Here is a 12552-nt window from a genome sequence, read left to right on the forward strand (position 1 = left end):
GCAGGTAGGGCTTGAGCCGCTCCAGCGCGATGCCGCCACCGCCGCCCTGGGCGAGCACGTCGACCAGCACCTCGGGCGCGATGCCGGCGCGCTCGGCGCAGGCGGCGGCCTCGGCCAGCAAGGCGACGAAGCCGAGCGACACGTAGTTGTGCAGCAGCTTCATGCGGTGGCCGGCGCCGACCGGGCCGGCGTGGGTGATGTTCTCGGCGAAGCAGGCCAGCAGCGGCCGGTACTCCTCGAACAGCGCGGCGTCGCCGCCCACCAGCAGGTTGAGCCGGCCCTCGGCCGCCTCCCGGGGCGTGCGGGTAATGGGCGCATCGAGGAAGCGGCCGCCGGCCTGCAGCACGGCCTGGGCCACCCGCTCGGTGGACGAAGGGATGGCGGTGGAGCAGTCGATCACCACGGTGCCGGGCCGCAGGCCCTGCAGCACGCCGCCTGCGCCGAGCAGCACCGCCTCGACCTGCGGCGTGCCGGTGACGCAGAGGATCACCACGTCGGCACCGGCCGCGAGCGCCGCGGCACTGGGCTCGGTGCGCGCGCCGGCGGCCCGGAGCGCCTCCAGCGGCTGGTTGCCCGCGTGCTCCAGCACGGTGAGCGGGTAACCATGCTTGAGGAGGTTGCTGGCGATGCCGTGGCCCATCAGCCCGATGCCGGCCATGCCGATCCGTTGCTTCATGGAAGTTGTCTCCTGGAAGGCTGGCGCGGTGGCCGCGCCGATCCGCATTTTGCTACACATTCAATAGCTTATAGTCCACATCCAATCTGGGCTGCAGGCACTTTTTCCTCAAGAAAAGGTCACGTCGCCTCGCGCTGCGCGCGCAGCCTGCGCGCGCGCTCCAGCGTCTGCCCGGCGGCGCGTGGGTCGAGCCCATACATGTCCGCGAAGGCTTCCAGCGTGGCGCCGCTGGCCTCGAAGGCGCGCAGCAGGGCCTCGTCCTTGGCGGCGCGGGCGGCGGCCTCGGCGAAGGCCTCGTCCAGCAGGGCGGTGGCGTCTTCGTCGCGGGTGCGCACGCGCTCGGCGTAGTCGGCGCGCGACAGGCCGCTGGCCTCGAACGCGCGCGCGATGCGGCCGCGCCACTGTTCGCGCAGCGCGGCTTTCTCGGCCTCGGGCGTGCGCTGCTCGCGGCGGCGCCAGAGTTCGAGCAGGGCATGGTGCACGTGCTCGGGCGCCAGGTCTTCCACCGCCTGGCCCTGCAGGTCGCGCCGCTTCTGGCCGGAGGCGACGGCCTGCAGGTAGCGGGCGGAGCGGGTGTGCTGGCCCAGCGCCGCCTTCAGCGCTTCGCGCTCGAAGACGCCCGGATGGGCGTCCTGCAGGTCCTGGAACACGCCGCGCTTGAGCGGGTGGAACACCTCGCCGAACAGGCCTGGGTAGAGCCCGGCCAGTTGCTCGAGCACCGGGTGCACGCGGCGCGGCGCGCGCGTGGCGGCGGGCTGTGCAGCGGGCGGCGGGCGGCGGGCGGCGCGGGGGTTCTTGGGGGCGCGCGGTGGCTTCGGCGCAGCCGGGGAGGCGCCCTGGGCGGGGGCCTGCGGCGGGGTCGCGGTCTGCTCGGCGTCTGCGGACACGGTGTCGGTCATGGCGTGGAGATGGTCGGAAGTCGGATGCTCGATCATGCCAGCGCCGCCGTGGCGGCGTCATCGCGGGCGTGCGCCGCGGCCGCGGGCGGCGCGCTGGGGTAAGCTGCCCCGTCACCGCCGTGAGGAGTCGCATGCGCACATCGATACAGGCCGCCCCGGCATCGCCGCCCCATTCCCACGCGCCCGCGGCCGGCCTGGGTGTCATGGTGGCGGCGCTGGGAGTGGTGTTCGGGGACATCGGTACCTCGCCGCTATATGCCTTCAAGGAAACCCTGAATCCGGCCCATGGCGTGCCGCTGGACCGGGCCGCGGTGCTCGGGCTGCTGTCGCTGGTGGTCTGGGGCCTGCTGCTGGTGGTGACGCTGAAGTACGTGGTGTTCGTGCTGCGCGCGGACCAGGACGGCGAGGGCGGCATCCTGGCGCTGCAGGGCCTGGCGCGCGAGGCGGTGGCGCGCGGCGGCGGCGCGCGCTGGCTGTTCGCGCTGGTGGGCGCGCTGGGACTGGTCGGCGCCGCCATGTTCTATGGCGACAGCCTGATCACGCCGGCGATCTCGGTGCTGTCGGCGGTGGAGGGTCTGGAAATCGCCACGCCGGTCTTCAAGCACTACATCGTGCCGATCACGGTGGCGGTGCTGGTCGGGCTGTTCCTGGTGCAGCGCCGCGGCACGGCGGTGGTGGGGCGCGTGTTCGGGCCGGTGATGCTGCTCTGGTTCGGCGTGCTGGCGGGTTCGGGATTGGTACAGGTGGCGGGCAATCCGCAGGTGCTGGCCGCGCTCGACCCGCGCTGGGCGCTGCGATTCCTGGAGACGCACAGCGCGCAGTCGCTGGCGGTGCTGGGGGCGGTGTTCCTGGCCTTCACCGGCGGCGAGGCGCTGTACGCGGACATGGGCCACTTCGGCGCGCGGCCGATCCGCATGGCCTGGCTGTTCATTGCGCTGCCGGCGCTGGTGCTCAACTACTTCGGGCAGGGCGCGCTGGTGCTGGCCGACGCCAGCGCCATCGACAATCCCTTCTTCCGGCTGTTCCCGGGCTGGGCCACGGTGCCGGTGGTGCTGCTGGCGGCCGCCGCCACGGTGATCGCATCGCAGGCGGTGATCTCGGGCGCGTTTTCCATGACCGCGCATGCCATGCACATGGGCTACCTGCCGCGCATGCGGGTGGTGCAGACCTCGGGCCAGGCGATCGGGCAGATCTACCTGCCCACGGTGAACTGGCTGCTGATGGCCGGGGTGCTGCTGCTTGTGCTGGCGTTCCGCAGTTCGAGCGGGCTGTCGGCCGCCTATGGCATCGCGGTGTCGGTGACCATGCTCACCACCACGCTGCTGGCCGGCATCGTCGCGCTGCGGCGGTGGCGCTGGAACCCGGTGGCGGTGCTGCTGGGCACCGCGCTGTTCGCGCTGGTGGACCTGACCTTCATCGTGGCCAACAGCCTGAAGATCGCCGAGGGCGGATGGATCACGCTGGCGGTGGCAGGCAGCGTGATATTCCTCTTCACCACCTGGTCGCGCGGCAGCCGGCTCAGCGCCCGCGCCACGGAGGAGGAGGGCCTGCCGCTGGAGCCCTTCATCCAGTCGCTGGCGGCCGACATGCCGCACCGGGTGCAGCGCACGGCGGTGTTCCTGACCTCGGATACGCACAGCGTGCCCTTTGCCCTGCTGCACAACCTCAAGCACAACCAGGTGCTGCACGAGCGGGTGGTGGTGCTGGCGGTGCACACGCTGCCGGTGCCGCGCGTGGACGTGGCGCGGCGGCTGCGGGTGCAGGAGCTGGGCGAGGGCCTCTGGCGCGTGGATGCCCAGAACGGCTTCATGGAGACGCCCAACGTACCGGAGCTGGTCCGCCAGCTGGCCTACCAGAAGGGGCTGCCGATAGAGGCCATGGCGACCTCGTACTTCGTGTCGCGCACCTCGATCGGCAGCGGGCGGAAGGTGCGCGGCCTGGGGCGGCTGCGCAGCGCGGTGTTCGCCTCGCTGCAGCGCAACGCGGGCCGCGCCTCGGACTACTTCCACCTGCCGGCCAACGGGCTGATCGAGATCGGGCGCAGAGCAGGCTGAGCGGCCTTTGGGTTCAGCGCCGCAGCGCCGCGTCCACCACCTCGATCCAGTGCTTCACCGGCGTGGCGGTGCCGCTCTGCAGGTGGGTGATGCAGCCCACGTTGGCCGACAGGATGGCCGCCGGCTGCAGGCGCCCCAGGTGCTGCAGCTTGCGGTCGCGCAGCGGGGTCGCCAGCGCGGGCTGGAGCACGGAATAGGTGCCGGCCGAGCCGCAGCACAGGTGCGACTCCTCGGGCGCCAGGCGCACGTCGAAGCCCAGCATGCGCAGCTGCGACTCGATGCCGCCGCGCAACTGCTGGCCGTGCTGCAGCGTGCAGGGCGGGTGAAAGGCCAGCACCTGCGGCGCCGCGGGCGGCCCGATGCGCTCGCGCAGCCGGGGCAGCAAGGCCGGCAGCAGCTCGCCCAGGTCGCGCGTCAGGACGCCAATGCGCGCGGCCTTGGCGGCATAGGCCGGGTCGTCCTTGAGCAGGTGGCCGTAGTCCTTGACCATGACGCCGCAGCCGGAGGCGTTCATGACGATGGCCTCGACCTCGCCACGCTCCACCCGGGGCCACCAGGCGTCGATGCTGGCGCGCGCCTGCGCGCGGCCGCCGTCCTGGTCGTCGAGATGGAACTTCAACGCGCCGCAGCAGCGCGCCTGCGGCGCCACCACGGTCTGGATGCCGCAGGCGTCGAGCACGCGCGCGGTGGCGGCGTTGATGTTGGGCAGCATGGCCGGCTGCACGCAGCCCCGCAGCAGCAGCACCTTGCGCGCATGGGTGGCCGTGGGCCAGGCGCCCGCGTCCTGCCGCGCCGGCACCTTGGCGCGCAGTTTGTCCGGCAGCAGGCCGCGCACCATGCGCCCGGCCGCCATGGCGGGGGCGAACAGGGGCGAACTCAGCCCCTGCTTGAGCGTCCAGCGCAGTGCTCGCTCGTGCGCCGGGCGCTCGACCCTGGCATCGACCAGCTTGCGCCCGATGTCCACCAGGTGCCCGTACTGCACGCCGCTCGGGCAGGTGCTCTCGCAGTTACGGCAGGTCAGGCAGCGGTCCAGGTGGAGCTGCGTCTTGCGCGTCGGCGCCTGGCCTTCGAGCACCTGCTTGATCAGATAGATGCGGCCGCGCGGGCCGTCCAGTTCGTCACCCAGCAACTGGTAGGTCGGACAGGTCGCGGTGCAGAAGCCGCAGTGCACGCACTTGCGCAGAATGGCCTCGGCCTCGCGGCCGTCGGCGGTGTCGCGGTACTCGGGGGCGAGCGCGGTTTGCATGGGGTCTCCGTTCTGGTTGTCAGGACTTGCGCCAGCGGGCAGCGCGCGCCATCCAGCGCTGCCGCAGGGCCAGCATCAGGCGGCGCAGATGCGAGCGGCGCCGCAGGTCGTGCAGGAAGGGCGGCAGCGCCAGCGCCAGCAGCAGCCCGGCCAGCGGCACGACCCAGAAGAAGCCGACGTACTTGAAGCCGGCGGCGCCGAACAGCCCGCCCGCGACGAAGGCGCCCAGCAGACCGCCATGCAGTTGCATGCGCGCGCGGTTGGCGCGTACCTGCACCTGTGGCGGCAGTCCCTGGCGGTTGCGGTAGAGCAGCTTGCCTAGTTCGATGCCCAGATCGGTCACGTTGCCGGTCATGTGCGTGGTGCGCACCCGCCCGGCCGAGGCCTTGGTGCCCAGCGCGTTCTGCAGGCCCATGATGAAGGACAGCAGCAGCACCGTGAGCGGCACGGCGAAGGGCGTGTTCCAGCTCAGGGTGATCGCCCCCATCAGCCCGAAGGGCAGCAGCAGGCCGGCCTCCAGCAGCAGCGGCAGTGCATAGACGCTGCGCAGCCGGTGCTGGCGCGCCCAGTTGACGAAGACGGCGGTGGTGGCCGCGCCGCACAGGAAGGCCAGCAGCGCCCCCAGGGCGCCGAGCAGCAGCGCGCCGTTGCCCAGCACCAGGCTGTCGGCCACCTGCGAGGCGAAGCCGGTCATGTGCGAGGTGTACATGTGCACCACCAGCACGCCGCCGGCATTGACCGCCCCCGCGTTGAAGGCCAGCAGAAAGCCCAGCAGCCGCGTGGTGGCCGGCGTGCGGTGGCGGTCCGCGATATGGAACAGTCGGCGCACGGGACGGTCACAGGCCAGGGTAGAGGCGGCCGGGGTTGAAGATGCCCAGTGGGTCGAAGCTGGCCTTGAGCCGGCGGTGGATGCTGCCCAGCGCGGGCGTCAGGGCATCGAAGCGCGCCGGGGCCGCATACGGGTGGCGGCCGTCGGCAATGAAGAGCGTGGCATGGCCGCCCGCGCGCTGCGCCGCTGCGCGCAGCAGGAGCGCCGCCTCATCATCGCTGGCGGGCAACTGGTACCAGCGCTGCGCCCCGTGCCACTCGATCAGCGGCAGGCCGAAGCGCGCCGGCTCCAGCGGCAGCACCGGCGCGGTCTGCGGCACGGACACGCGCCACAGCTCGAATCCGGCGGGCCGCGCGTCGAACCAGGACAGGCGCTGGTCGCGGCAGGCGTCCCAGTCGGCGGCGACGCCAGCGCGCCCGGCCTCGTCCGCATCCAGGCGCGCGCCGCCCATGCTGGCGCAGGCGGCCTGCACCGCGGCCACGGCGCCGCGCAGGCGCAGGTACAGGTCGCCCGGCGCGTCCGGCCCGGCGTCCGGGTCTTGCTGCAGCCAGCGGCTCGCGTTAAGCGGCAGCGGCTGGCCGCCCCAGGCGTTGAGCCGCTCCAGCGCCTCGGCCTGGGTGCAGGAGAAGCGCAGGGTGGCCTCGGCCGGCGCGGCGGGCAGCACCTTGAGGCTGACCTGCGCGATCACGCCCAGCACGCCGAGCGAGCCGGCCAGCAGCCGCGAGACGTCGTAGCCGGCCACGTTCTTCATGACCTGCCCGCCGAACTGCAGCAGTTCGCCGCGGCCATTGACCATGTGCGAGCCCAGCACGTAGTCGCGCACCGCGCCCACGCTGGCGCGCGCCGGGCCGGACAGGCCGGCTGCGACCATGCCGCCGACCGTGGCCCGGCCGCGGCCGAAGTGCGGCGGGTCGAAGGGCAGGCACTGGCCGCGCTCGGCCAGCACGGCCTGCAGCTCCGCCAGCGGCGTGCCGGCGCGCGCGGTGACCACCAGCTCGCTCGGCTCGTAGTCGAGGATGCCGGCCAGCGGGCACAGGTCCAGCACCGTGCCGCGCGGCGGCTCGCCATAGAAGTCCTTGGTGCCGCCGCCGCGCAGGTAGAGGGGCGTGGCGTCGGCAGCGGCCGCGCGGACGCGGTCGACGATGGTGCGAAGGGCTGTCTCCATCGGCCCATGGTAAGCCGGCAGCCGGCGCGCCGCCATGCCGGGCCGCCTGAATTTTTTGGTGGCGCGGCTGGAAATTCAGCCGGGGTCGAAGAAGTTCACCGGCAGCCCCGGCACCTCCGCGCGGGTGCTCAGCACGCGGCCGGCCCAGGGGGTGCGGGCCAGTTCGTCGGCGGGCCGGCCCTGGCGCGCGGTGGTGACGTAGAGCGTGCGCAGGTCCTCGCCGCCAAAGCAGGGCATGGTCGGACAGGCCACGGGCAGCGGCAGCGCCTCTGCCACCTGGCCGTCGGGGGCCAGGCGCAGCAACTGGCCACCCTCGAACATGGCGCACAGGTAGTGCCCCTGCACGTCGACGGCGGCGCCATCGGGGCGGCCCTGGTAGAGGCCCTCGCCCGGCTGCCAGCCCGGCGGCTTGGGCACGAACTGGCGGAACACGCGGTGGCGGCGCAGCACCGGCGGGCCGGGCTCGTAGTCCCAGGCGTGGATCAGGTGGCGTGGCGTGTCGGCCCACCAGGCGGTGCGCTGCTCGGGCGACCAGGCCAGGCCGTTGGCGGTGGTGGCGTTGTGGGCCATCAGCGTAACCTGCGGGCGTCCGCTGCGCATGTCGATGCAATACAGCACGGCGCGGCGCTGGTCGCGCGGCTCGTAGATGGTGCCGGCCCAGAGCCGGCCCTGCAGGTCGCACTTGCCGTCGTTGAAGCGCGTGGTGCGCACGTCGTGCTGGAAGCGCACCAGCGGCTCCAGCGCGCCGCCCCATTCGCGCGCGCGGTAGATGCCGTCGCGCAGCGCTACCACCAGCCCGCCGCCCCGCACCGGCGCGATGCAGCCGGGCTCGCTGGGCAGCGCCCAGGCCTGCGCCGTGGACGCACCGGCCCCGGCGCGCAGGATGGAGCGGCCCGGGATGTCGATCCAGTACAGGGCGCGCTCCAGCGGATGCCAGAACGGGGATTCGCCCAGCAGGCAGGCGTGGTCGGTGAAGGGTATCCAGGACATGGCGGGCTCGGAGAGGAAGGAGGTGCCGGGAGTGTCGCAGGCGCGGCAATGGAAAAAACCCGCCCGGCGCGATCGCAGGGCGGGGCTCGGGAGCTCGGACGCCGCAGGGGTCAGCGGCCGCGCAGCTTGCCCTGGTCGTCGGTGATCACGATCTCCACGCGGCGGTTCATGGCGCGGCCTTCGGCCGAGGCGTTGTCGGCCACCGGATAGGCCTTGCCGTAGCCGCGTGCGGTGATGCGGTCCGGCGTCACGCCGCGCTGCACCAAGGCGCGCTGCACGGCCATGGCGCGACGCTCCGACAGGCTCTGGTTGTAGCTCTCGGTGCCGACGCTGTCGGTGTAGCCCTCGATGATGAGCTTGCGGTCGGGGAACTGGCGCAGGAAGTCGGCCAGCTTGTCCAGGCGCGGGGCGGCCTGGTCGGACAGCTCCGCCTTGTTGAAGGCGAACAGCACGTCGCCCAGCGTCACCAGCAGGCCGCGCTCGGTCTGCTGCGCCTGGATGTCGCGCAGTTGGGACTCCAGTGCGCGCACGCGCGCCGCGCTCTGCGCCGCGCGCTGCTCGGCCGTCATGGCCTGCAGCTGCGCCTGCTGGGCGGTGCGGGCGTTGGCGTCGGCCTGCATGCGGGCACGCTCGGCCTCGCGGGTCAGGCGCAGGCGCTCGCTTTCGGTGCCGGCCTTCTTGACGTCGGCGTCGAGCATGCGCGCGCGCGCCGTGTTGTTGGCGATTTCCGCGCGCTGCGTGGCCAGGTAGGCCAGATGGTTGGCCTCCGCGGCGTCGTTGTTCTCGCGCCAGACGCGGTCGGCGCGGGCCAGCGTGTCGGTGGCGGCCTTGAGCTCCAGCGGCGCGTACTGGGTCACGGCGGGATTGGCGGCGGCACGGTCGACGGCGGCGCGGGCGTCGTCGACCGTGCTGAGCGGCCCGCGGCTGGCGCAGGCGGCGAGCAGGCCGGCGGCGATGAGGGCGGTGCCCACGGTGGTGGTGCGGCGGATGATCGGGTGCATGGTGTTCTTTTCCTTCGATGGGAGATGGCGTGCCTTGAGGATGGCGGGCAGGGCCTGGACGAGAGGGCCTGGGCGTCAGCGCATGGGCATGGACATGGCCGGCGCCATGGCCGGGGCCGGCGCACGCCGGTCGATCTCGGCCTGCAGGGCGCGGATGCTGCCCTGCACCTGCTGCAGCGTGGCGGCGCTGTCGGCGGCCTGCGACTTGGTTTCGGCCACGCGGGCATCGGCCTCGGCCTCGGCGGCATAGCGGCGCGCCATGTCGTAGTCCTTGTCGGTCATGGCCTTCTCGGCCATCACCCACTTGTCGCGGGCGCGCTGCAGTTCCACGGGTGCGTTGGCCGCCACGTTGGGCTCGGCCATGACGCGGTTCAGCGTGGTGCGGCTGACGGCCATCTGATCGGTGGGCGGCGGCGTGGACGAGCACGCCGCGAGGGCGCCCAGCGCCAGTGCGGCGCTGGCAGTGCGGATGAAGGTAGCGGTCTGCATGGTGAGGAGTCCTCCTGTCGTTGGATGAGTGCGGCCTGCCGGCGGCAGCGTTGCTGCTGGGCTGCCGAATGTTGGCGGGCGGCCCGGCGCGGCGGCGTAGGCGCAGCGCAGCACAGGAAGTGGGCGCAGGCTGACGATGGCCGTAGGCGCGCGGTGGCGCTGCGGGCATCGAACGCTACCAAAACAATAGCTTGAAACCCAGGAAATTCCTGGGATGGAGGGTGATTCTTCTCAAACCAACCTCGCGCGGCCACTTGCTCTTCAGGCTCTGCAATCGCCGGCCTCTGCCAATTGGGTCCATGGAGGTAGCTCCTCATCCTCAGCTGCACAAAAAAACACCAGAGCAGGTTGAACACCTGGCTCACTTTCGCTTCACCGCCATCTCCAGAAAACGGGCACAGGCTCCGTCGGAGCCCCCCGGGGTTAACCCTCGCGCGCTGGAAGCCGCTCGTCTCTATACTTCATTTCGTTCCGTATTCGAATCTTTTGTTTCGTATTCAAAACGAATAACCTTTTGTTGTGAGGTTCCCGTGACACATCACCTGCCAGTCCGCCGGCGCTTGAGCGGCGTGCTCCCTACCGCAGCACACCTGATGGCGGTACTGATCTCGACGGGCAATCCGATCTCTGCGCAGGCACAGGTGCAAGCGCATTCGGGCGAAGACAGATGCACGGATGTGAATCTGACGACGCCGCCCTCTCAGCCCGTACGGATTCGCTATGGCCTCACGGGCGGGGGCGAAGAGCCGCTGGCCCTGCTTTGGGCAGACAAGGAGAACTACGCGGGCAACGGGCGCTTCTATCAACTCGAGCCGCAGAAATACGCTTCCAACGACCGCATGACGGCCGTGCAGGCGGGGCAACTCGATGCAGGCTCGATCAGCCTGACTGCGCTGATCACCAGCGTGCGAGTCGGGGTGGACCTTCGGGCAGTCGCGTCCATCGTCGAAACGAGCGAGCAGGACAACCAAGGCGCCTTTGTCGCCATGCGCGACAGTGGCATTGACGCTGCCGCTCAGTTCAAGAACAAGCGGATCGGCTTCTACGGCCCGAACACCATCAGCGAGTACTGGATCAAGAGCGCACTGCGCCGCGCCGGCTTGAATCCCGCCGAAGCTCGATACGTGTCGCTGCCGCCGCCGGCACAGGAGCAGGCGCTGAGGAATCAGCAGATCGACGTTGCCTGGCTGTCGCGCCAATTCCTGGCAAAGGCTGAGAAGACTGGTGGCATCAAGGTCGCGCTACGCCCGATGCAAGCGACAGAGCAGGCGCATCCGAGCACTCTGGTGTTCTTCACGCGCCAGTTCGTGGACGCTCATCCGCAAGCCTTCTGCGCTTGGCGCAATGACTACCAGAAGGCGCTGCAGAACTGGCGCGGCGGACGTCCCGAGTTGTATGCCAAGCTCATCGCAGCCAACTACCTGACGCCCGCCGCGGCTGACGCAGGCCCCGATGGCGGCAGGGCCGAGGGCGGGCGGATCAACGTTGGCGACGTCCAGGCGACCATCAAGGACATGGTCGGCGTGGGGTTCCTCCCGGCGGCGAGAACCGTTCCTGCGGAGGACCTGCTGATGAAGGGCTATGCGCTGCGCAGATAGCGCCAACCGCACTTGGCATTCCCGCATCACCGGTCATCGCAGCAACCCGCTAATTTCATGCTCAGCGTCAACTCCGTCATCAAGAAATTCAAGCGTGGAGCGCATGTCGTCCACGCCCTCGGCCCCGTCAACCTCCAGATCCGTCAGGGCGAGTTCGTCACCATCCTTGGTCCCAGCGGCTGTGGCAAGACGACGCTGTTGCACATGCTGGGCGGCTTTGAAACACCCACGTCCGGGAACGTGGAGATCAGCGGTCAAGCGGTGACTGCGCCGAGCCGCAAGCTGGGAATGGTGTTTCAGGAGGCGACGCTGTTTCCCTGGAAGACGGTGCTGCAGAACATCGCCTGGCCCATCGAGCAGCGCGGCATTCGGCGCGGCGACGCACTCGAGATGGCGACCGAGTACCTCGACAAGGTCGGCCTGCATCGTTTCGGAAAGGCCTATCCCAGCGAACTGTCGGGCGGCATGCGCCAGCGCGCCGCGCTGGCTCGAACGCTCGCGATGCAACCGGAGGTGCTGCTGATGGATGAGCCTTTTGGAGCCCTGGACGCACAGACGCGCGAGGAGATGCAGGAGGAACTCACCCGTGTCTGGCAGACGTCCGGGCTGACGGTTGTGTTCATCACGCACGACATCCCGGAAGCGATCTTTCTTGGCGACCGGGTCGTCGTGCTTGGCGGCAAACCCGGCACGGTCATGGAGGACTGCGTCGTCGAGTTGCCTCGCCCCCGCACCAACGCGACCAAATCGCACCCCAAGGTGCTGGAGTACCGCAGCCACCTGTGGGACCTGATCCGGCGAGCTTCGACGGCCTGAGCGATGCGAAGACTCCACTCCAATGAACGCGCCGGCCTTTGGCCGGTCACGCTGGCGTTCCTTCTTCTCGTTCTGTGCCTCTGGGAGCTTGCCAGTCGCCGCGCCGGCTCGCCGGACTACTTTCTAGGTCCGATTGAAATTGTCAACGCTGCCGTCGTGAAGCTCGTCCACGGCAATGTGCTTGAGCCCGCGCTTCGCAGTAGTTCCAGGGCCTTCGGGGGATTTTTCCTGGGAGGAGCCTTTGGTGTGGCACTCGGACTGCTGTCCGGCGTATCACGCACGGTTCGCAATCTGTTCGATGTGCCTCAGGCATTTGTCCATGCCATTCCGAAGATCTCGCTGTTCCCGGCCGTGGCGGTTTGGCTGGGTTTCACCGATGCCAGTCGCATCCTCATCATAGGCCTGAGTTGCTTCTTTCCCGCCTACCTCAACGCCATGAGCGGTGCATTGGGCATCAATTCCCGCTACCTGTGGCTGTGCAGGAACAACGAAGTCTCGCGGCTGCGCACGTTCCTCCAGGTGGTTCTGCCCGCGAGCCTGATGCGCACGATGGTTGGACTGCGAATCAGCCTGATGGTGGCATTCATTCTGATGGTGGCCACCGAAGTCGTCGGGCATTCGGACGGGCTGGGAACCATCGTCATGGAGTCCTACCAGGAGGGCGACTACCGGCAGATGTACGCCGCGATCCTGTTCATCGCCCTGGCGGGCTATCTCTCCAATCTTGCATTGGAATCCGTCGCGCGCAGGCTGTGCCGCGGCCAAGCCATGGAATTCGGAGGCTGAGCA

The 12552-nt window shown here is 70.2% G+C and carries 12 protein-coding genes; 4 read left to right on the top strand and 8 right to left on the bottom strand.

What is annotated here, in order from left to right:
- Together JHD63_RS03465 and JHD63_RS03470 are read right to left on the bottom strand one after the other, a co-directional pair.
- On the bottom strand, positions 1-676 hold a 676-nt coding region (locus JHD63_RS03465), incomplete at its 3' end, for an NAD(P)-dependent oxidoreductase (protein WP_198969262.1).
- 119 nt (positions 677-795) lie between these two features.
- A complete protein-coding gene (locus tag JHD63_RS03470) occupies positions 796-1575 on the bottom strand; it encodes a ProQ/FINO family protein (protein ID WP_198969263.1) in 780 nt (259 codons plus the stop codon).
- A 203-nt stretch (positions 1576-1778) separates the two neighbouring features.
- Between JHD63_RS03470 and JHD63_RS03475 the strand changes: the two genes are divergently transcribed.
- Complete coding sequence (locus JHD63_RS03475) at positions 1779-3629, top strand: potassium transporter Kup (RefSeq protein ID WP_198969311.1); 1851 nt, start codon at positions 1779-1781, stop codon at positions 3627-3629.
- A 13-nt stretch (positions 3630-3642) separates the two neighbouring features.
- Here the strand turns inward: JHD63_RS03475 and glcF are convergent, their stop codons facing one another.
- The 6 genes from glcF to JHD63_RS03505 form a co-directional block, all read right to left on the bottom strand.
- Positions 3643-4875, bottom strand: coding sequence for a glycolate oxidase subunit GlcF (gene glcF, locus JHD63_RS03480; RefSeq protein WP_198969264.1), 1233 nt, complete (start codon positions 4873-4875; stop codon positions 3643-3645).
- A gap of 19 nt (positions 4876-4894) precedes the next feature.
- Positions 4895-5704, bottom strand: coding sequence for a YoaK family protein (locus JHD63_RS03485; protein WP_198969265.1), 810 nt, complete (start codon positions 5702-5704; stop codon positions 4895-4897).
- 7 nt (positions 5705-5711) lie between these two features.
- Positions 5712-6869 carry a glycolate oxidase subunit GlcE gene (gene glcE / locus JHD63_RS03490; protein ID WP_198969266.1) on the bottom strand — a complete coding sequence of 386 codons (1158 nt, stop codon included), beginning with the start codon at positions 6867-6869 and terminating at the stop codon, positions 5712-5714.
- 75 nt (positions 6870-6944) lie between these two features.
- Entirely contained in the window at positions 6945-7859 is a 915-nt protein-coding gene (locus tag JHD63_RS03495) for an SMP-30/gluconolactonase/LRE family protein (RefSeq protein ID WP_198969267.1), read from the bottom strand.
- 110 nt (positions 7860-7969) lie between these two features.
- A complete protein-coding gene (locus tag JHD63_RS03500) occupies positions 7970-8860 on the bottom strand; it encodes an OmpA family protein (protein WP_198969268.1) in 891 nt (296 codons plus the stop codon).
- 75 nt (positions 8861-8935) lie between these two features.
- Positions 8936-9349: a DUF4398 domain-containing protein gene (locus tag JHD63_RS03505; RefSeq protein WP_198969269.1), complete on the bottom strand. Its 414-nt coding sequence runs from the start codon at positions 9347-9349 to the stop codon at positions 8936-8938.
- A 593-nt stretch (positions 9350-9942) separates the two neighbouring features.
- Here JHD63_RS03505 and JHD63_RS03510 point away from each other — a divergent pair.
- Genes JHD63_RS03510 through JHD63_RS03520 form a run of 3 tightly spaced genes read left to right on the top strand, consistent with a single transcriptional unit; the run spans position 9943 to position 12549 of the window.
- Positions 9943-10947: an ABC transporter substrate-binding protein gene (locus JHD63_RS03510; RefSeq protein ID WP_198969270.1), complete on the top strand. Its 1005-nt coding sequence runs from the start codon at positions 9943-9945 to the stop codon at positions 10945-10947.
- 57 nt (positions 10948-11004) lie between these two features.
- Positions 11005-11763: an ABC transporter ATP-binding protein gene (locus JHD63_RS03515; protein WP_198969271.1), complete on the top strand. Its 759-nt coding sequence runs from the start codon at positions 11005-11007 to the stop codon at positions 11761-11763.
- Positions 11764-11766: 3 nt separating this feature from the next.
- Positions 11767-12549: an ABC transporter permease gene (locus JHD63_RS03520; RefSeq protein WP_198969272.1), complete on the top strand. Its 783-nt coding sequence runs from the start codon at positions 11767-11769 to the stop codon at positions 12547-12549.
- Positions 12550-12552 lie beyond the last annotated feature (3 nt).

The organism is Xylophilus sp. ASV27 (assembly GCF_016428875.1).
Classification (GTDB): domain Bacteria; phylum Pseudomonadota; class Gammaproteobacteria; order Burkholderiales; family Burkholderiaceae_C; genus Xylophilus.